The following is a 20,953-nucleotide window of genomic DNA, read 5'->3' on the forward strand; positions in this document are numbered from 1 at the left end:
ACATTTCCCTGAAACAGTGAAACAGGTCACGAATTTCACAATTTACATAAAATTAATTATCTTGTTTGACAAAAATTAAACATTTAAATTACAACTAATACGCTAAATTTCTTATGATGAGTTAATGCATTGCGGTTACGCTTCCCCACTGGCATAACTTATGTAACAGTGGTGAGAATCTACGTAGAAGTTATAGGTAATGGCTACAATCTAATTCTTAGAACGGTTAATTACCTGAAGAACGATGTTTGCGTCCTGAATGTGGCTATCCGCCCTACTCTGTGTCCTATATTGATGAGCGTGTCATACAGAGTTTCACCGGTTTGTTACCAGCCCGGTGTACAGGCATGACGGTATTTCTTCGGTGAAAAAATTTTAAAATTAAAGCGCTAAGGAGAATGTAAATGGCTGATAAAAAAGCAACGCTTACACTTGATGGTAAAGATCCGATTGAATTAAATGTCCTGTCCGGCACGCTGGGATATGATGAAATTGATATCCGTCCTCTGGGTTCAAAGGGATTGTTTACCTTCGATCCGGGCTTTACCTCTACCGCATCCTGCGAATCCAAAATTACCTATATCGACGGTGAAGAAGGTATCCTGTTGCACCGTGGTTACCCGATTGCTCAACTGGCGGAAAAATCCAACTACCTGGAAGTATGTTACATACTGTTGTTCGGTGAAGCGCCGACGCCAAAGCAATACGAAACCTTTAAAACCACGGTAACCCGCCATACCATGATCCATGAGCAGATTACTCGTCTGTTCCACGGTTTTCGCCGTGACTCACACCCAATGGCGGTGTTGTGCGGCGTAACCGGCGCACTGGCTGCGTTCTACCATGATTCTCTGGATATCAGCATCGAGCGTCACCGTGAAATCGCCGCCTATCGCCTGCTATCAAAAATGCCGACCGTCGCGGCCATGTGTTACAAATACTCTCTGGGACAACCGTTTGTTTACCCAAGAAACAACCTGTCCTATGCCGGTAATTTCCTGCACATGATGTTCTCCACGCCGTGTGAAGAATATGAGGTAAACCCGGTACTGGAACGCGCGATGGATCGCATTCTGATCCTGCATGCCGATCACGAACAGAATGCCTCAACCTCTACGGTTCGCACTGCGGGTTCCTCCGGCGCCAACCCCTTCGCCTGTATCGCGGCGGGCATTGCCTCTCTTTGGGGACCAGCGCACGGCGGGGCGAACGAAGCCTGTCTGCGTATGCTGGAGGAAATCAGTTCGGTTGAACATATCCCTGCTTTTATCAAAAGAGCGAAAGACAAAAATGATTCTTTCCGTTTGATGGGCTTCGGTCATCGGGTTTATAAAAACCATGATCCGCGGGCCACCGTGATGCGCGAAACCTGTCATGAAGTACTGAAAGAGTTGGGCCGTAAAGACGACCTGCTGGAAGTGGCGATGGAGTTGGAAAATATCGCGCTTAACGATCCGTACTTCATCGAGAAGAAACTGTATCCAAACGTCGATTTCTATTCAGGCATCATCCTGAAAGCAATGGGGATCCCATCTTCCATGTTCACCGTGATCTTCGCCATGGCGCGTACTGTCGGCTGGATAGCGCACTGGAACGAAATGCACGACGACGGCATCAAGATTGCTCGCCCGCGTCAGTTGTACACCGGCTATGCCAAACGCGATTTCGAATCCAACCTGAAAAACGATTAATCGCTTCAGTGAAGTAAAACAAAGGCCGGAACCGCCGGCCTTTGTCGTTCGCATAATCCCATCTCAGTATTTGTCGCCCATTTTCAAACGCCGTAATCAGGACGTTACGCTGTTCATTCGTTCTCGCTTAACCTCTCATCGCTTCATGTCGAGAGGAAAGCATTACGCCGCCGCCACTTGTATCTGATGTTGAGAGAAACAATTACGCAACTTGCGTGCGAATGTCAGCGCGTGCAGGCCATCACCGTGTACGCATACGGTATCCGCGTGTACCTGCACCCAGGAACCATCGCTGGCCCGAACCCGCTGGCGCTGGATCATTTCCAGCGTTTGCGCCAACGCCAGATCATCGCTGTTGATCAACGCGCCCGATTGCTTGCGGGGAACCAGCGTACCGTCCGGCTGGTAACAGCGATCGGCAAACACTTCCTGACGCGTCGCCAACCCAAGACGCTGTCCGGCGCGAATCAGTTCACTCCCCGCCAACCCCACCAGACGCAGCGCCGGATTAATCAACTTTACCGCTCGTGCGATGGCATCCGCCAGGGCCGGATCACGCGCCGCCTGATTATAGAGCATGCCATGCGGCTTTACATGCGACAGCTTGCCGCCCTCCGCCACCACAATCGCATTCAACGCCCCAAGCTGGTAAAGCACCTGCGCAAAGACGGTCTCCGCAGGCAGGTTCATCTCCCGACGGCCAAAGTTTTCGCGATCAGGAAACCCTGGATGCGCACCCAACGCCACGCCATAGTCGATCCCCCAGCGCACAGACTGCCGCATGGTTTGCGCATCTCCCGCATGAAATCCACAGGCAATATTTGCCGAACTGACCAGTTTCAATAACGCTTCATCATTTTCGCCGCCTTCACCCAGATCGGCATTTAGATCAATAATCATGCAGCCTCCACGCCAATTGCTCCAGATAGCGCTGCTGTTCTTGTGCCGCCTGCTGAGCATCGCTCAGCGTACAACGGATGAAATGGATCGGTTCGCCAAGACGGATTTGCGCCAGATGATAAAGATCGGCTTCAATCACGCAGGCGATGCGTGGGTAACCGCCAGTGGTTTGCGCATCGGCCAGCAGTACGATCGGATGACCGCCATGCGGCACCTGCACAACGCCAGGCAATAAACCATGCGACGACATTTCACGCTGCGTCGTTCGTTGCAGCGCCGGCCCTTGTAGCCGATATCCCATCCTGTTGCTTTGCGGACTCAGGTGCCAGGGAGTTCGCCAGAATGTCTCCTGCGCTTCCTCGCTGAACTCCTGATATTCCGGTCCGGGCAGCGCCCGCACACGGTTTCCAAACAGCAACTGTTTAACCCCTGTTTCCCTGGTTGGCAATCGGGTGGCGGTTCCCAGCAAAAGCTCATCGCCGTCCGCCAGCAAACGTCCGGCGAAACCACCAAAACCCGCCTTTAAATCGGTACTGCGCGATCCCAATGCTTCCGGCACATCAATACCGCCGGAGAACGCCAGATAACTGCGCATACCGTGACGTGGTAAATACATTTTCAATATCTGTCCGGCTTTTACGGCAAAACGCCAGCCGGTCCATAACGGTTTGCCATCCAAATCGGCATGGCAGTCGGCCCCGGTCAGCGCCACCCAACAAGGCGACGTGAACGTGGCGACGAATTTTCCCAGCGTGATCTCCAGCGCCGCGGCATCTTCCGCATTGCCTACCAGCAGATTGGCCAGCTTCAGCGCGGGAATATCCAGCGCGCCGGATTGACTGATCCCCAGACGGCGGAAGCCCTGTCTGCCGGTATCCTGAACCGAGGTATGCAATCCGGCATGGATGATTTTCAGCATACGCCCTCCTTCTGCGGCACAAAGCGAATATTATCGCCAGGCCGCAGCAAGGTGGGAGGCATGGTTTGCGGATTGAACAACATCAACGATGTGCGACCAATTAACTGCCAACCGCCCGGTGTCGCCAACGGATAAATCCCCGTCTGCGCGCCGCCGATGCCCACCGATCCCGCTGCCACCCGCAAACGCGGCTCCGCGCGTCGCGGCATATGCAGCCGTTCATCCAGCCCGCCCAGATAAGCAAAACCCGGCTGAAAACCCAGGAAATAAACGACATATCTGGCGACGGCATGCGCCTCCACCACCTGTCGTTCGGTCAGGCGGCAATGATGAGCGACGACATTCAGATCCGGCCCGGCCTCGCCGCCGTACACCACTGGAACGTCAATATCACGCGGATCGAATACCAACGACTCGCTCTGTTCCCACCAACGTTGCAGACGTTCTATAGCATCAAGCGCCACCTGCTGCGGATGCGCCAGCAGCACGGTCAGGTTATTCATGCCGGGAATGGCTTCCAGCACTTCGGCATGATGATTCAAACGCTCAGCGAGGCCCCAGATACGTTGCTGACTTTGCAACGTCATCGGCGGTTCCAGTTCCAGAACGACTGTTTTCTCGCCCAGCAGATAACACCTTGCTCTTTGCACCTTTTCTCCTGAATGACGCTATTATTGCTTTTTCCTATTATTTGAAAAGCAATAAGGATGCCAACATGACAAATGCTGATCGCTAAAAATGAAAAGCGGCATTTCCGACAGCGGACAAAACCTGCCGGCGGAAAGCACATTACCGCGCCTTCGCCCAATACAAGCCTTGTCGCGCATGGTATGCATCAGCGGACTCACCATCAGGCCGGATTGGGGATATCAATAAATGTTACATCCAAGTGGTGATGTTGAGCCAACCATTCACCCAACGCGCGAATGCCGCCCCGCTCGGTGGCGTGGTGTCCGGCCGCAAAGAAATTCAGCCTCATTTCACGGGCGATATGAATCGTCTGTTCGGACACTTCGCCGGTGATAAACGCATCAACGCCGAACCTGGCGGCTTGTTCAATAAAGCCCTGACCGCCGCCGCTACACCATGCAATACGTTGTATCTGTTGCGGTGCATTATCCCCACAATGCAGCACAGAACGCCCCAAACGGTTTTCCAGACGGCGACAAAACGCATCGCTACTCATCGGCTGCGCGAGTTCGCCATAAGGCACCAGCGGTTCGACCATACCCAGCACATTGATATCCAACAGCGCCGCCAGTTGCGCGTTATTGCCCAACTGTGGATGCGCATCCAGAGGCAAATGATAGCCGTACAGGTTGATATCGTTGACCAGCAGCGTTTTCAAACGATGCCGCTTCATACCGCTGATCACCGGCGACTCGTTTTTCCAGAAATAACCGTGGTGGACCAGTATGGCATCCGCCTGATGGTCCACCGCCGCATCCAGCAACGCCTGCGACGCCGTTACGCCGGTAACAATACGCTGAACCTCATCGCGCCCTTCCACCTGCAAACCATTCGGCGCATAGTCCTGAAACATCTCGACACTCAGTAACTGATTGATCAGCTTCTCCAAATCTTTATTACGCATATTTGCTCTTCTCTTTCTGTTCATTATTTGCCGCACTCGCGCTTTTAGCAGCTGCAAATGCCGCCAGCGTTTGCTGTCTGGCTGTTTTATGATCGACGATAGGACGGGGATAATTTAACCCACAGCGCTGTTTATCAGCCCAGCGATGAGGTTGATGGATCGCGTTATCCGGCACCGCCGCCAACTCCGGCACAAATTGTCGGATAAACTTACCCTGCGGATCGAAGCGCACGCCCTGAGTGGTGGGATTGAAAATACGGAAGTACGGCGCGGCATCGGTGCCTGTCGAGGCCGCCCATTGCCAGCCGCCATTGTTAGCCGCCAAATCGCCGTCCAGCAGGTGCTGCATAAAATAGCGCTCACCTTCACGCCAATCGATAAGTAAATCTTTTACTAAAAAACTGGCGCAAATCATACGTAAACGATTATGCATCCACCCGGTTTGATTTAACTGTCGCATAGCGGCATCAACGATCGGATAACCGGTTTGTCCCTGTTGCCAGGCGGCCAAATCCTGCGGCGAGTGACGCCACTGAACCCCTTGCGTCCAGCGGGTAAACGGTTGGTGTTTGCATAATGCCGGCCACGCGACCAGCAAATGACGATAAAACTCACGCCAGATCAGTTCAGTCAGCCAGATAAACGCGCCGCCTTCCCGCCGCTCCAGTAGATCAGGACATTCCACACGCAGGCGATTAACGCACTGACGTGGCGAAATCACGCCCACTGCCAGATAAGGCGAGAGCTTGCTGGTGCCTGCTAACGCCGGTAGATCGCGCTGTTGATGATAATCCTGCGCCTGCTCGCGGCAAAAACGTCTAAGCCGCTGTATCGCGGCCTGTTCGCCCACCGGAAAATCGTTGTCGATAGCCTGTTGGGAATAGCTGAAGGGTTCCAGAGCGTGCGTGATATCGATCGCCCCGCCGTTTCGTACAGCAGGAGCAGGCACAGAGCCGACGTCCACCTCCAGCAGACGTTTAATAAATGCCTGACGGAATGGCGTAAACACCTTAAACATCTCGCCGTTTCCGGTCAGCACGCTTCCCGGCGGCAACAGCAGGCTGTCGTCAAAGCCGCGGCATACCACCCGATCCGCCAGCAATCGCGCTATGCGTTGATCGCGCTGACGCTCGTTAATTTCGTACTGCCGGTTATAGAATAGATGCGTCACCTGCTGTTGCTGGCAGAACGCCGCCAGCCAGTTCACCGCCTCGGCAAAATCGGGACATTCATGGTAATGAAGCGCTATCCCCTTTTCGGCCAGCGCCTGTTGCACCGCCTTGAGATTTTGCAGCAAGAATGCCGCCTGACGCGCGGACATATCGTGCTGCAGCCACTGTCGGGGCGTTGCAATAAATACCGCCAGCACCCGCGCCTGCGGATCGTCGCAGGCAGCCGCAAGCGCCAGATTATCGTTAATGCGTAAATCGTTGCGCAGCCAGACCAGGTGAGTGCTCATAAATCATCCTCAATCTATCCGTCAGTGACCATAACGTAGTCTCAGCGCTTCGGGATAAGGTTCGAAATAGCGCTGCTGCGCCAGATAAGCATCGGGATATTCCGCCATGTAATGTTTGAGCAGAGTGATTGGCGCCAGCAAGGGCTGCAATCCCTGCCGGTAGCGGTCTATCAGTTGGGCCAGTTCCTGCCGTTGCTGTGCATTAAGTTGACGCCGGAAATAGCCCTGAACATGCATCAGCACATTGGTGTGGTTACGCCGCGTCGCCGGATGCGTCAGCAATTTCATCAGCCGCAGACGATATTCCACCATAAACGCCTCCAGCGATCCCCACTTATCAATATCAGCCACAAAGCGGCCCAGTTCACGATATTCTGGTTGCGAATGCGCAAGCAACAACAGCTTATAGCGGCTGTGAAAACCAATCAGCGCACCACGGCTGAGTCCCTGCCGCCAGAGTTGATGCAATTCATGCAGCGTATAAACCCGCTCAATAAAATTTTCACGCAGCCCCGGATCATGTAAACGTCCGTCTTCCTCAACCGGCAACCAGGGCATCTGGCGCAGTAGTTCCTGCGTAAACAAGCCCACGCCGCTTTTACGCGCATTTTTCTGTGATTCGTCATAGACCTTCACCCGTTCCATACCGCAACTGGGCGATTTGGCGCAGACGATATACCCGCACAAATGCGTCAACTGGCTGACTTTCTCCGTTGAAAACGCCCGCATTTTATCCGTCACCTCCAGCGGCGAGCCGTTGCTGGCACGCAGCGTGAGCTTATCTTCGCCCGCTTTTACCAACCTTAACGCCGGACGAGGCACCGGCAACCCCACCGCCATTTCAGGACAAACCGACTCAAAACGAAAATAGGGCGCCAATTGCTCAACGGCAAATGCCAGACGCTTATGTCCCCCGTCAAACCGCACCGGGTTACCCAGCAGACAAGCGCTGATACCCACCGGAATATGTTCGCACGTCATTCTTCGCCCTTACAGAAAGTTTCTCTCTGTTCAGCATAGCGGATTTTGCGCTTTTTCTGTGTAGACGACGGCGAAAATAAGGTAATAAATCATGATATTGACGGAGATTACGGACGAAAAAAAACCCCGCCGGAGCGAGGTTTAGACAACGATGCGCGATTAATCGGGACAAGCCGATACCACACAGCGGCATCATGTTGTATCAGTAAAAATCACATGCCGCGGCTTCGGATTGCGCCATCCATACCGGTTTATCGCTGGTTTTTACCCATACTCGATGCAGATAGCTGTAAAAACGCGCCCGATCACGACGGAACAGCATCACGGGCAAAGCCACAATGCCGATGAATACGACAGCAATGCGACGCAGGAGAATACGGTGTAAAGGATAAGCAGCATAGAGTGACATAACGATCCTCCTTCAGTGGACGCCTCACATGAACCATAAAATTGAAGCTGGTGTATTGGTTAAAATTTTATCGCTTTTAACGAAACTTTACTACTCATCCGACCAGAAAAAGATTAAATAATCACCCTCTTTTTCGTAATTTTGTCATTGGGTTACAGAATAGTTAAAAACAAACGTACCACTGGTTAAATTACGGCGCAATGATTGGATTCATACCGCTTTATGCTCAACCTTTACCCCTCATTCTGGTGATTGACAGCCACTCGGCGTAGCATTGCCATTCTGTTTTTCATACCTGTTTTCGGGGAGATATCGTCATGAGCAGTGGGTTAATCTACGCGTTGCTTTCCGCGCTATGCGCCGCGCTGGTTGCACTGTTTGGAAAAATTGGTCTGCAAAATCTTGATGCCAACACCGCAACGGCGATCCGTGCCGTTATCATGGCGCTCTTTCTGGTCGGGGTCGTGGTCGCTCAGGGAAAAATCATGCTGGCGGGTGATATCCTCGCCAATAAAAAAGCGCTGCTGTTCATTGTGCTGAGCGGCGTGGCAGGCGCGCTGTCATGGCTGTTCTATTTTGTCGCGCTGAAAAACGGCAATGTCGCTCAGGTAGCGCCTATCGATAAGCTGAGTGTGGTGTTTGCCGTGGTGCTGGCGGTGCTGCTGCTGGGGGAAAAGATTTCGCTGGTGGCTGGCATGGGCGTGGCGCTGATTTCAGCAGGCGCATTAATGGTGGCGTTGGGATAAGGCGCTGCAAGCAGCGCCTGAGTACAATTTAATAGGCAATTTAACCGGCATTCGCCAGCACTGCGCTGACAATTTCCACCGCTTCTTTTTCAATACGTTCCCGGTGCTCGACGCCGAGGAAACTCTCGCAGTAGATCTTGTAAGCTTCTTCCGTACCGGAAGGCCGCGCGGCAAACCAGCCGTTATCGGTCATCACTTTCAACCCGCCGATAGCCGCGCCATTGCCCGGCGCCGTCGTCAGGCGGGCAGTGATAGTATCGCCCGCCAGCGTGCTCGCTGAAACCTGTTCTGGCGATAGCCTGGACAACGCCGCTTTCTGCGCGTGGGTGGCCGACGCCTGAATACGGTTATAGCTCGGCGCGCCAAAACGCTGCGCCAGATCGTCATAGTGCTGTTGCGGGTTTTTCCCCGTTACGGCGGTAATTTCCGCCGCCAACAGACACATAATGATCCCGTCTTTATCCGTCGACCACGGCGTGCCATCGAAACGCAAAAACGACGCGCCCGCGCTTTCTTCGCCGCCGAAGCCAAAGCTGCCGTCGAACAGACCATCAACAAACCATTTAAAACCGACCGGCACTTCCACCAACTTGCGGCCCAGATCGGCGACGACCCGATCGATCATGGCGCTGGAAACCAGAGTCTTACCGACCGCGACGGATTCTCCCCACTGCGGGCGATGCTGGAACAGGTAATTGATGGATACCGCCAGATAGTGATTCGGGTTCATCAGACCGGCTGGCGTCACGATGCCATGACGGTCATAGTCGGGATCGTTGGCAAATGCCAGATCAAACTTGTCACGCAGCGCCAGCAATCCAGCCATTGCCGATACTGACGAGCAGTCCATGCGGATGACGCCATCGTGATCCAGCGTCATAAAGCGGAATGTTTGATCGACGGCATCATTCACCAGCGTCAGATCCAGCTTGTAGTGCTCGGCAATGCGTTGCCAGTAAGCGATACCGGAACCGCCCAGCGGATCAACGCCCAGTTTCAGGCCGGCGCGTTGAATGGCCGACATATCCACTACGCTGGTCAAGCCTTCCACATACGGTTGCACCAGGTCCTGTTCGTGCAGATAGCCGCTTTTCCACGCCTGATCCAACGTAATACGTTTCACGTCCCGCAATTCATCCGCCAGCAGCGCATTGGCGCGCTTTTCAATCACACTGGTAAGATTGGTGTCCGCCGGCCCGCCGTTTGGCGGGTTATATTTGATGCCGCCGTCTTCCGGCGGATTGTGCGACGGGGTAATCACAATGCCGTCAGCCTGCGCGCCGCCTTGACGGTTATGCGCCAGAATCGCATTGGAAACCGCCGGCGTCGGCGTAAACCCATTATCCTGCTGAACAATCACATCCACACCGTTGGCGGCCAGCACTTCCAGTACCGAAATGAAAGCCGGTTCAGACAACGCATGCGTGTCTTTGCCAACGTAACACGGGCCGCTGACGCCCTGTTTTTTACGTTCTTCCGCAATCGCCTGTGCAATCGCCAGAATATGCGTTTCATTAAAACTGTGACGACCTGAGCTACCGCGGTGGCCGGAAGTACCAAACTTCACCGCATGGGCAGCATTTCCGACGTCCGGGCGCAAAACATAATATTGTGACGTTAACTGCGCCACATTGATTAAATCGCTTTGCCGGGTCGGTTGCCCTGCTCTTGGGTGATTAGCCATCGACATTTCTCCCTGACGCTATTGTCAAATAAAGAGTTAGATAGTTCCGCAAACTTTCTCCGCCAGTTCCGCCGGGAACTGCATTGTCAGCATGATGTGCTCAATCATGCCGCGTTTACGACCAGTATTCGTGTTGGTAATAACCCAGTATGGCGTCCCCGGAATATGTTTGGGTTTGGTGTGCGTGCCATTCTGAAGTAAGGTTTGCTGATCGCCCGCAAAATACACTCGCGTGCGGCCATGAAGTGATTCCGTCGCTTGCGCAAATTCCTGCGGCGACAAGGTGTACAATGTGGACAGTACCAGCATAAAGCGATTGATCGCCTTAGTCTGTTCAGCGTATTCATCCGACAACAGCAACTCACGCATCATGCGGACCCGATCACGCGCTCCCGGCGCCGATACCGGCTGCGGCTGAGCCATGTCTGCCGGTTCCCGCGCTTGCGGCGCGATAACCTGACCGGCGGTGAATTTCAGCATACGCCGTAAAATATCCGATGCACTCTCGCCAATATGCTGTGTGTGGCTGGCGATATAACGATAAAGCTCTTCGTCGACCTCAATAGTTTTCATCTTTATCCAGTACTGTTTTATTACCCAAATCAATCGTCACGGAGTATATACACTAAATAATTCGAGTTGCAGGAAGGCGGCAAGTGAAGAAATCCCGATGAGCTTACCCAAGTAAGTGATTCGGGTGACTGAATGCGGCCAACGCACATGCAACTCGAAGAATGACGAGTATACAAGCGATCAAACACTCTCGAACAGCAACATAGCGCAGACAAGGCCAAAAGTCAGATTATGCCCCAATGTTGCCGCCTCTCCTCAAGTGGTAATACCTGTTCCTTTGACGACAGCATAACGTTGTAAAGTCATGATACCCTAAGCGCCTGTCTCTCTGAATGAACTTCACCATGAAATTGAATTATCGTCGGCATTATGCGCATCAGCCACAGGGCAAGCTACCGGTCATCCTTATTCACGGTCTGTTTGGCAATCTGGATAATCTTGGTGTACTGGGCCGGGATCTGCAAAATCAACACGACATTCTACAAATTGATTTACGCAATCACGGATTATCCCCCCGCTCACCGCAGATGACCTATCCGGCTATGGCGCAGGATGTGCTGACGTTAATGGATGAATTAAGCATTGATCGCGCTATCGTCATTGGTCACTCGATGGGCGGAAAAGTCGCTATGTCGCTTACCGCGCTGATCCCAGCGCGCCTGGAAAAGCTGGTGGCTATTGATATTGCGCCGGTGGATTACAAGATCCGTCGACATGATACTATTTTTACCGCGCTCAGGGCCGTCACTGAGGCTGGCGTGAGCGCGCGTTCGGATGCTGCCGGGGTGATGCGGCAGTTTATTAAAGAAGAAGGCGTGATTCAGTTTCTGCTAAAATCCTTCCAGCAAGGCGGATGGCGTTTTAATGTACCGGTATTGTGGGAACAGTACGAAAACATCGTCGGTTGGCAGGTTGTTCCGTCCTGGCAAAAGCCGACCCTGTTTATTCGCGGTGAAAAATCGCCCTATCTGGATGACATTCATCGTGACGCCCTGCTAAGTCAATTCCCCGCCGCCCGCGCCTATGTGATCAGCGGTGCGGGTCATTGGGTACATTCTGAAAAACCGGAAGCGGTTTTACGTGCCATTCATCGTTTTCTGGATGCGGGTTAATCAGCCAGGCCTTCGCAAACGGTCACAGTTAACCATTGTCGCCGTCAGTGCCGCTGGGGTATGATGGCGCCCGCAGTAGAGGGACGGCTGATTCAGCCACAAGCATTGTAACCACATCATCAAAATGCATGCGTCATATACCGCCCGGCTTTCATGCAACAGGCAGGTCAGACTACTGGTTGTATAAAAGATAAAGGAGATAAGGTTGTGTGCATTTTGGTCAAAATACCTTGCAGTATCATTACCTTATGGCAAAAGAACAAACGGATCGCACCACGCTTGATCTGTTCGCAGATGAGCGTCGCCCAGGCCGCCCGAAGACCAATCCGCTTTCACGTGATGAACAGCTAAGAATCAATAAGCGTAACCAACTGCGACGCGATAAAGTGCGCGGGTTGCGCCGTATTGAATTAAAAATCAACAGTGACGCGGTGGAGATACTGAATAGTCTGGCAGAACAACGGAACATCAGCCGTAGCGAACTGATTGAGCAAATACTGTTGGCTCAACTGGCTGAAAAAACAGCCTGAAATAGCGATTTGCGGGGGATTGGTGCGGTGTCATCCCTGACACCGAAAAATCAGACTCAGAATTTTTCCCAATTATCCTGACTGGGTGGCAGTGCTTTTCTGGCAGACGTAGCGGTTACCGCTTTCGACGCCGGCGCTGATTTCGCCACAGTTTGCGATTGTGAACGCTGCTCGGACAGTTGGAATAGCGATACCGTCTGGTTCAGCAACGCGGCCTGCTCTTCCAGCGACAGTGCGGCGGCGGAAGCCTGTTCCACCAACGAGGCGTTTTGTTGCGTCACGCTATCCATTTCCGCGATAGCCTGGCCGACCTGTGCAATCCCTTTGCTCTGTTCTTCCGAAGCGGAGGCGATCTCGCCCATGATGTCGGTCACGTTGGTTACCGCCCGCACAATCTCATGCATGGTGTCGCCGGCATCGGCAACCAGAGTCGATCCACTATCCACACATCTAACTGACTCGGCAATCAGCCCTTCAATCTCTTTCGCCGCCTGAGCGCTGCGCTGCGCCAGACTACGAACCTCTCCGGCAACCACGGCAAAACCACGCCCTTGCTCACCGGCTCGTGCGGCTTCCACCGCGGCGTTAAGCGCAAGAATATTCGTCTGGAAAGCAATGCCGTTAATCACGGTGGTGATCTCAGCGATCTTGCGTGAACTGCCGGAAATTTCCGACATGGTTTTCACTACGTTTTCAACGATATCTCCGCCTTTCTTGGCGGTGGTAGACGCTTGCAACGCTAACTGGCTGGCATGACTAGCGTTTTCCGCATTCTGCTTCACCGTCGCCGTCAATTGTTCCATGCTGGCCGCCGTTTCTTCCAATGCGGAAGCTTGCTGCTCGGTGCGTGATGACAAATCGTTATTACCCGCCGCAATTTCTGACGCGCCTTGATAAATAGAATCGGTGCTGCCGCGGATGGTGCTGACCGTATTTGCCAGGCTTGCTTGCATTTCGCGCAGTAACGGAAACAATTTACCCACACAGTTGCGGCCAAAATCAATAATTGGCTTACCTAACTGACCGGAAGCAATGACGCTGAAATGATCACGCAGGATATCCAATGGACGAACCAGATAGATCAGCAGATAGCGGTCAGTCAAAAACAACATCACCAGACCGATAATCAAACCAGCCAGCAAAATGTTTTGACCAATTGAGGTAATTTGTTCAAATCTTACTCCCGCGGCAGCAAACTTTTCTGAAGCAGCTTTATTAAACGCGGATAAAGACAAGCCAAACTGACGACTTAACGGAGGAACCACACTTTTGGCCTGATCCTGATAATCGTCCAAGGCATCGGCGGCTGCCTTTTGATAAAGCGGCTCTACGCCCTCTACAATCAGCTTATTCCAGTCACGGCTGACCGCCTGCACCAACGCATCATCCAGACCGGCATGGTCGATGGTATTGAAGGTGGCTAAATCAGTTTTTAAGTTATTTAGCGCGCTCAAAGCGGATGCCTGTTCCTCATCCGCCGAAGCGTTATCGCCGCTGCGACGATAATCAACCGCCCGCGCCAAACGTGTGACCATACGAAAATACTGATCGTTACCCTGATTCACAAAATTCATGTTCTGCACCAGCAGGCTGCTGGTCTTGGATGTCGTCGTCATCTCTTTAAAAGAGAACATGGTATAGATTGAGACACCGCCCCATAACACACAAAAGATGCCCAACACCCACAGCATGGCCGTTCTAATGGCAATGTTCTTCAAAAATCTCATAGCTCACTCCAGACCTAGGCAGAAAATAATAAGAATGGTTTTTGATCGTTAATCAAAAGACAGTTTGCTTTTCATTAAATATTCCATCTCTTCCTGGTGTTCCGTTTCATGGTATTGACAACAAAAGGATCACGCTGACTAATCGACAAAAATCAGAAAATATTTAGAGTTGAACTTCTCTTTCTTCATCTATTTTTATATTCCGTGAACAATTTCATATATATGAATATTAACGGGCTTAAATATCAATCGCCTGAAGAATGTTGGCGGCACTTACGCAAACCTTACATAACATATGGGAAGCCTCTTTATCAGGTCTGGCAGGATGCTGTATAAAGCGACGAATGAACACTTTCAATTTCATACTAAAAAAGATCGGGATTATAATTTAGGTGCATAACCAATCAGTCTGAAAAACATCAAATTAAAATGGCATTTCATTATGTCTTAAGTACAAAATAGAAAATATAACGCCATGTTTTATAAGCATACCATTCTAATATTTTATTCGTTGGTTAATACTCCGGTAAAAAGAATAAAGTGAATGTTAAAAATTGCACTCTGATATATCGACGCGACTCATCTGACTGTCCCACCTGCCACTATCGCCTTGAATATAGGTGGATTCAGCGATAACACGCCGAGGCGGAAAAAATCCCGCCCAATTTACGTCTCCTTACCGATACGAGTTTCTCATGCTGTTTGTGTCTGCTATCATGAGCCGATTAAGTGGGTGAGATACCGCACCATACCATTAAGAATCAAGAGGTTATTCAATTCATGGCACTGATAGGTATTTTCTTTGGCAGTGATACTGGCAATACTGAGAACATTGCCAAGACGATCCAACAGCAACTGGGCGCCGACGTTGCTGAAGTTCATGACATCGCCAAAAGCAGTAAAGAAGATCTCGAAGCTTTCGATATTCTGCTGTTGGGCATTCCGACCTGGTATTATGGTGAAGCCCAATGTGACTGGGATGACTTTTTCCCAACACTGGAAGAGATCGATTTCACCGGCAAACTGGTCGCTTTGTTTGGCTGTGGCGATCAGGAAGATTATGCGGAATATTTCTGTGATGCCATGGGCACCATCCGTGACATCATTGAGCCACGCGGCGCGACCATCGTCGGTCACTGGCCGACAGAAGGCTACTATTTCGAAGCCTCCAAAGGTCTGGCGGATGACAACCATTTCATTGGTCTGGCCATTGACGAAGATCGTCAGCCAGAACTGACCAACGAGCGCGTATCCACCTGGGTGAAACAGATCAGCGAAGAGTTGAGTCTGAAAGATCTGGTCGGTTAAGGTTGTTTTTTGGCCTTGATGACAAGATCAGGGCCAAATCAATAGGAAAAACCTTTCATTATAATTGATACATTTTTTTAACTTCCCTTCATAAACCTGTACAATAATCCCATCGGTTTTGTACGTGCATCGAGTTTCCCCATTTACCAACAACAGATTGCGTCGTATACCTGTACTCGGTGTGGGAACAACTTTGTTAACATTCCATTGTTTTCATTTTGAATGCACGGTTCTATAATTGGGACGCTATTACATTTTTTGAGCCGACCGATGTCATAGGCTAGATAGCCTCCATTGAATAAGTAAGCAACAGGACTAAATCCGCATGACTGACAACAATACCGCATTAAAGAAGGCCGGCCTGAAAGTCACTCTTCCAAGACTGAAGATCCTGGAAGTACTGCAGGCCCCAGAGTGCCATCACGTCAGTGCGGAAGATTTATATAAAAAACTGATCGATATGGGTGAAGAGATTGGTCTGGCAACCGTCTATCGCGTGCTCAATCAGTTTGATGATGCTGGCATCGTAACTCGCCATAATTTCGAAGGTGGTAAATCAGTTTTTGAACTGACTCAGCAACATCATCATGACCATCTGATTTGCCTGGATTGTGGCAAAGTCATTGAATTTCGCGATGAATATATCGAAGCGCGCCAGCGTGAAATCGCAGAAAGACATAATATCAAACTGACAAACCACAGTTTGTATCTGTATGGTCAGTGTAGTGAAGGGGATTGCCGTGAAGACGACACCCTACACGACGCAAAAAGATAAATCGACCGCTTAAAAAATAAAACCGCCGCGGCGGTTTTATTTTTTCTTCAGCAAAAGACTTAGCCTACCCAGGTATCACGCAAGCCGACCGTGCGATTAAACACCAGATGCGCCTGACTTGAATAAACCCGATCGGCACAGAAATATCCTTCCCGTTCAAACTGATAGGCTTTTTCTGCTTCAGCCTGCGCCAAACTGCTTTCGACAAATCCGTGAACAACCTGTAGTGAGTTCGGGTTGATGGTGGACAGAAAATCATCCGCGGCCGCCGGGTTCGCCACGCTAAACAAACGATCGTACAGGCGGAATTCCGCGGGCAGCGCATGCGCCACCGACACCCAGTGAATAACGCCTTTCACTTTGCGTCCATCAGCCGGATCTTTACTCAGCGTATCAGGATCATAACGACAATAAATAGCGGTGATCGTCCCCTGCTCGTCTTTTTCGATACGGTCGGCTCTGACCACGTAAGCATTACGCAGACGAACTTCCTTGCCCAGCACCAGACGTTTGTACTGCTTATTGGCTTCTTCACGGAAATCAGCGCGATCAATATAAATCTCACGGCTGAACGCCACCTGACGAGTCCCCATCTCCGGCTTGTTCGGATGGTTTGGCATCACCACCCACTCTTCATGGTCTGAAGGCAGATCTTCAATGATCAGCTTCACCGGATCCAGTACGGCCATGGCGCGCGGCGCATTTTCGTTCAGATCGTCGCGAATACAGGATTCCAGCGCCGCCATTTCGACGTTATTGTCCTGTTTGGTGACGCCGATACGCACACAGAACTCACGGATGGAGGCTGCGCTATAACCACGACGACGCAAACCGGAAATGGTCGGCATACGCGGGTCGTCCCAGCCCTCGACGATCTTTTCCTCGACCAACAGGTTCAGCTTACGCTTGGACATGATGGCGTATTCAAGATTCAGGCGTGAAAACTCATACTGACGCGGATGACAAGGGATCGTAATGTTATCCAGCACCCAGTCATACAAACGGCGGTTATCCTGAAATTCCAGCGTACACAGAGAATGCGTCACGCCTTCCAGCGCATCGGAAATGCAGTGAGTGAAATCATACATCGGGTAGATGCACCACTTGTTGCCGGTCTGATGATGTTCGGCAAACTTGATACGATAGAGAACCGGATCGCGCATCACGATAAATGACGATGCCATATCAATCTTGGCGCGCAGACAGGCGGTGCCTTCGGCAAAACCACCGTTACGCATTTTTTCAAACAACGCGAGGTTTTCCTGTACGCTGCGATTACGATAAGGACTTTCCTTCCCCGGCGATGTCAGCGTGCCGCGGTATTCACGGATCTGTTCTGGCGTCAGTTCATCCACATAAGCCAGTCCTTTACTGATCAACTCCACCGCATACTGGTGCAGTTGATCGAAATAATCGGAAGAATAACGAACGTTGCCGCTCCATGAGAAACCCAACCATTTCACGTCCCGTTTGATTGACTCAACGTATTCAATATCTTCTTTAACCGGGTTGGTATCGTCAAAACGCAGGTTGCACTGCCCCTGATAATCGCGGGCAATACCAAAGTTCAGGCAGATAGCCTTCGCATGACCGATATGCAGATAGCCGTTAGGCTCCGGTGGAAAACGCGTCTGGATATGGTCATGCTTACCGGATGCCAAATCTTCATCAATAATCTGACGAATAAAGTTAGTTGGGCGGGCTTCGGCCTCACTCATGTTTGATTCCTCAATGCGAAAACGACATATAACCGCTAATGATCCAATAAGCTACGTCGGGAAACAACCGTTAGTTTCATTAAATTATCCATGATGAAAAAAAACGGGATGAGACGCTGATCTCACCCCGTAAACTTAACCTGCGTCCGTCACCTTTATCGTGCTGACGGACGTCGCGCAAACACCATTTGTACTGGCGCTGGCTACTGTTTGACGTTCTTCAATGCGGCGGCAATGGATTCCGCCCGCGTCCCCACGACAATCTGCACACTTTGCTTATTCAGACGGATAACGCCCGCCGCGCCAAGCCGTTTTGCCTCGGCATCATCAACCAGAGCAGAATCAACGACACTCAGACGCAAACGCGTAATACAGGCATCAATCCCGACCAGATTGTCTTTACCGCCCAGCGCTTGCAGATAGCCGCGCGCCAGTTGCTCGGTATCCAGAGCGGCGGATGTCGCCGGCATCGTACTGACGTTATATCCATCCGCCTCGCTGCCGCTGACAGAGAGTTCGCGTCCCGGCGTCAGCAAATTGAAGCGGGTGATGGTAAAACGGAACACCAGATAGTAAACCACAAAGAACGCCAGCCCTTGCGGTATCAGCATATACCACTGCGTTGCCAGCGGGTTACGCGACGACAACACCATATCCACCAGACCGGCGCTGAAACCAAAACCGGCCATCCAGTGCATGCTGGCCGCAATGAAGACGGAAATCCCGGTAAGCAGCGCATGCAGAAAATACAGCACGGGCGCGACAAACATAAATGAGAACTCAAGCGGTTCGGTGATCCCAGTGAAAAAGGAAGCAAAGGCCGCCGCCAGCATAATCCCGGCAACTTTATTTTTATTCTCAGGACGCGCGCAGTGATAAATCGCCAGCGCCGCCCCCGGCAGGCCAAACATCATAATCGGGAAGAACCCGGCCTGATAACGCCCGGTGATCCCCGCAACCGCTTTACCCGCATCAATAGACTGCTGTCCGGCAAGGAAATTCGGGATGTCGTTAATACCGGCGACATCAAACCAAAATACCGAGTTCAGCGCATGGTGCAAACCAACGGGGATCAGCAGCCGGTTAAAGAACGCATAAATTCCGGCGCCCGCCGAACCTAATTGCTGGATATGCTCCCCAAAAATCACCAGCGCATTATAAATAGTCGGCCACACATACATTAAAATGAAGGCAACCAGAATCATCAGGAAGGAGGTCAAAATGGGAACCAGGCGGCGTCCACTAAAGAATGACAGCGCTTTCGGTAATTCCACCTGACTAAAGCGGTTATATAATTCCGCTGAAATAATACCCACCAGAATACCGATAAACTGGTTCTCAATTTTCCCGAAAGCCGCAGGCACCTGGTCGAGCGGGATCTGTTGAATCATCGAAACCGCCGCTGGCGAGCAGAGCGTTGTCAGCACCAGATAACCGACAAAACCGGTCAACGCGGCGGCGCCATCTTTATCTTTCGACATGCCATACGCGATACCCACGGCAAACAGCACCGCCATATGCTCAATAATGGCCGCCCCTGATTTGATAAACAGGGCCGCCAACGCATTTTCACCGCCCCAGCCCACCGGATCAATCCAGTAGCCGATGCCCATCAGGATGGCGGCAGCGGGTAGCGTCGCGACTGGCACCATCAACGCCCGCCCAACTTTTTGTAAATAGCTAACAATACTCACCTTTCCCTCTCTTCCCCCAAGGGGCAAATAAAACTGCCGGTTAGACTTGCTCACTGCCGGATCAAACCACAGAGCATGGCTTTGGCATCGAGTGTAAGAATAATATTTCGCTACGCAAATTAAACTCCGATATTATGTGATAATAATCACTAAAAAACCGCATACAAAAAGTTTATATCTGAATATAACGTCAACTTATTTCAAGATTAAAAAAAACAAGGTAGACTGATTTTAGCTCACAACTAAACCGCGCCGCTCGCGCGATTTACGCTATAACGTGTTTAACCTCGCAGGAAAATCAGGAGATCGCTGATGAGACTCATCCCACTGACCACCGCGGCGGATGTCGGCAAATGGGCCGCCCGCTATATCGTAGGGAAAATCAATGCCTTCAATCCCAGTGCGGATCGGCCTTTCGTGCTGGGGTTGCCGACCGGCAGTTCACCGCTGGCAGCCTATAAATCCCTGGTGGAAATGCATCAAGCCGGACAGGTGAGCTTTAAGCATGTCGTCACCTTCAATATGGATGAATATGTCGGTCTGCCAGCCGATCACCCGGAAAGCTACCATACCTTTATGTATCAGAATTTTTTCAATCACGTTGATATTCCGCGCGAAAACATTAACCTGTTGAACGGTAACGCTGAAGACATCACAGCAGAATGTCACCGCTATGAAGAGAAAATTCAGTCCTATGGCAAAATTCATCTCTTTATGGGCGGTGTGGGCAATGACGGACATATCGCTTTCAATGAACCCGCGTCTTCTCTCGCTTCCCGTACCCGGATCAAAACGCTGACGGAAGAAACCCGTATCGCCAATTCCCGCTTCTTTGGCGGCAATGTCGATCTGGTGCCAAAATTCGCGCTGACAGTGGGCGTCGGCACCTTGCTGGATGCCGAAGAAGTGATGATTCTGGTCACCGGGCGCAACAAGGCGCAGGCGTTGCAGGCGGCAGTGGAAGGAAACGTCAACCATATGTGGACCATCAGTTGTCTGCAGCTTCACGCCAAAGCGCTGATGGTTTGCGATGAACCTTCCACAATGGAGCTAAAAGTTAAAACTGTTAAATATTTCCGTGAGTTAGAAGCGGAAAACATGAAAAATCTTTAATCTGTAGCCGGGAGTTGATG

Annotated in this window: 19 protein-coding genes; 7 read left to right on the forward strand and 12 right to left on the reverse strand. The window is 51.4% G+C overall.

Features of this window, described 5'->3' with window-relative positions; translation table 11 throughout:
- The first annotated feature begins 404 nt into the window (after window positions 1-404).
- The gene (locus tag NC856_RS04285) at window positions 405-1,691 is read left to right on the forward strand and encodes a citrate synthase (protein ID WP_264089197.1); all 1,287 of its coding nucleotides are present in this window, start codon (window positions 405-407) and stop codon (window positions 1,689-1,691) included.
- Between the two features lie 162 nt (window positions 1,692-1,853).
- On the opposite strand, the gene pxpA is transcribed toward NC856_RS04285, so the two are convergent.
- The 7 genes from pxpA to NC856_RS04320 all read right to left on the reverse strand — a co-directional run bounded on the left by pxpA (window position 1,854) and on the right by NC856_RS04320 (window position 7,953).
- Complete coding sequence (gene pxpA / locus NC856_RS04290) at window positions 1,854-2,591, reverse strand: 5-oxoprolinase subunit PxpA (protein ID WP_264089198.1); 738 nt, start codon at window positions 2,589-2,591, stop codon at window positions 1,854-1,856.
- A complete protein-coding gene (gene pxpC / locus NC856_RS04295; RefSeq protein ID WP_264089199.1) occupies window positions 2,581-3,510 on the reverse strand; it encodes a 5-oxoprolinase subunit PxpC in 930 nt (309 codons plus the stop codon). Before pxpC ends, pxpA begins: the two co-directional genes overlap by 11 nt.
- Window positions 3,504-4,160, reverse strand: coding sequence for a 5-oxoprolinase subunit PxpB (gene pxpB, locus NC856_RS04300; protein WP_264089200.1), 657 nt, complete (start codon window positions 4,158-4,160; stop codon window positions 3,504-3,506). The genes pxpC and pxpB overlap by 7 nt, the downstream gene beginning before the upstream one ends.
- 200 nt (window positions 4,161-4,360) lie before the next feature.
- A complete protein-coding gene (locus NC856_RS04305) occupies window positions 4,361-5,104 on the reverse strand; it encodes a type 2 GTP cyclohydrolase I (RefSeq protein WP_264089201.1) in 744 nt (247 codons plus the stop codon).
- The gene (phrB, locus tag NC856_RS04310) at window positions 5,097-6,563 is read right to left on the reverse strand and encodes a deoxyribodipyrimidine photo-lyase (RefSeq protein ID WP_264089202.1); all 1,467 of its coding nucleotides are present in this window, start codon (window positions 6,561-6,563) and stop codon (window positions 5,097-5,099) included. Before phrB ends, NC856_RS04305 begins: the two co-directional genes overlap by 8 nt.
- Window positions 6,564-6,584: 21 nt before the next feature.
- Window positions 6,585-7,544, reverse strand: a complete 960-nt coding sequence (locus NC856_RS04315) for a YbgA family protein (RefSeq protein WP_264089203.1) — start codon at window positions 7,542-7,544, stop codon at window positions 6,585-6,587.
- A gap of 202 nt (window positions 7,545-7,746) precedes the next feature.
- On the reverse strand, window positions 7,747-7,953 hold the full coding sequence (locus NC856_RS04320; RefSeq protein WP_264089204.1) for a YbfA family protein: 207 nt from the start codon (window positions 7,951-7,953) through the stop codon (window positions 7,747-7,749).
- 317 nt (window positions 7,954-8,270) lie between these two features.
- On the opposite strand from NC856_RS04320, the gene NC856_RS04325 reads away from it, so the two are divergent.
- Window positions 8,271-8,699: an EamA family transporter gene (locus NC856_RS04325; protein ID WP_264089205.1), complete on the forward strand. Its 429-nt coding sequence runs from the start codon at window positions 8,271-8,273 to the stop codon at window positions 8,697-8,699.
- A 40-nt stretch (window positions 8,700-8,739) separates the two neighbouring features.
- Here NC856_RS04325 and pgm read toward each other — a convergent pair whose 3' ends face one another.
- The gene (pgm, locus tag NC856_RS04330; RefSeq protein WP_264089206.1) at window positions 8,740-10,383 is read right to left on the reverse strand and encodes a phosphoglucomutase (alpha-D-glucose-1,6-bisphosphate-dependent); all 1,644 of its coding nucleotides are present in this window, start codon (window positions 10,381-10,383) and stop codon (window positions 8,740-8,742) included.
- A 36-nt stretch (window positions 10,384-10,419) separates the two neighbouring features.
- Window positions 10,420-10,956, reverse strand: coding sequence for a replication initiation negative regulator SeqA (gene seqA / locus NC856_RS04335; RefSeq protein ID WP_264089207.1), 537 nt, complete (start codon window positions 10,954-10,956; stop codon window positions 10,420-10,422).
- Window positions 10,957-11,300: 344 nt separating this feature from the next.
- On the opposite strand from seqA, the gene ybfF reads away from it, so the two are divergent.
- Window positions 11,301-12,068, forward strand: a complete 768-nt coding sequence (ybfF, locus tag NC856_RS04340; protein ID WP_264089208.1) for an esterase — start codon at window positions 11,301-11,303, stop codon at window positions 12,066-12,068.
- A 248-nt stretch (window positions 12,069-12,316) separates the two neighbouring features.
- Window positions 12,317-12,598 (forward strand): LexA regulated protein, encoded by a 282-nt coding sequence (ybfE, locus tag NC856_RS04345; RefSeq protein WP_264089366.1) that lies wholly within the window; start codon window positions 12,317-12,319, stop codon window positions 12,596-12,598.
- Window positions 12,599-12,654: 56 nt separating this feature from the next.
- On the opposite strand, the gene NC856_RS04350 is transcribed toward ybfE, so the two are convergent.
- A complete protein-coding gene (locus tag NC856_RS04350) occupies window positions 12,655-14,325 on the reverse strand; it encodes a methyl-accepting chemotaxis protein (protein ID WP_264089209.1) in 1,671 nt (556 codons plus the stop codon).
- A gap of 780 nt (window positions 14,326-15,105) precedes the next feature.
- On the opposite strand from NC856_RS04350, the gene fldA reads away from it, so the two are divergent.
- Both fldA and fur read left to right on the forward strand, forming a co-directional pair.
- Entirely contained in the window at window positions 15,106-15,633 is a 528-nt protein-coding gene (gene fldA, locus NC856_RS04355) for a flavodoxin FldA (protein WP_264089210.1), read from the forward strand.
- Between the two features lie 325 nt (window positions 15,634-15,958).
- Window positions 15,959-16,408 (forward strand): ferric iron uptake transcriptional regulator, encoded by a 450-nt coding sequence (gene fur, locus NC856_RS04360; RefSeq protein ID WP_264089211.1) that lies wholly within the window; start codon window positions 15,959-15,961, stop codon window positions 16,406-16,408.
- 59 nt (window positions 16,409-16,467) lie between these two features.
- Here fur and glnS read toward each other — a convergent pair whose 3' ends face one another.
- Complete coding sequence (glnS, locus tag NC856_RS04365) at window positions 16,468-18,126, reverse strand: glutamine--tRNA ligase (RefSeq protein WP_264089212.1); 1,659 nt, start codon at window positions 18,124-18,126, stop codon at window positions 16,468-16,470.
- Between the two features lie 203 nt (window positions 18,127-18,329).
- The gene (gene nagE, locus NC856_RS04370) at window positions 18,330-19,820 is read right to left on the reverse strand and encodes an N-acetylglucosamine-specific PTS transporter subunit IIBC (RefSeq protein ID WP_264089213.1); all 1,491 of its coding nucleotides are present in this window, start codon (window positions 19,818-19,820) and stop codon (window positions 18,330-18,332) included.
- Window positions 19,821-20,132: 312 nt separating this feature from the next.
- Between nagE and nagB the strand changes: the two genes are divergently transcribed.
- Complete coding sequence (nagB, locus tag NC856_RS04375; RefSeq protein WP_264089214.1) at window positions 20,133-20,933, forward strand: glucosamine-6-phosphate deaminase; 801 nt, start codon at window positions 20,133-20,135, stop codon at window positions 20,931-20,933.
- The last annotated feature ends 20 nt before the right edge of the window (window positions 20,934-20,953 follow it).

Source organism: Brenneria izbisi (assembly GCF_025840185.1).
GTDB lineage: Bacteria > Pseudomonadota > Gammaproteobacteria > Enterobacterales > Enterobacteriaceae > Brenneria > Brenneria izbisi.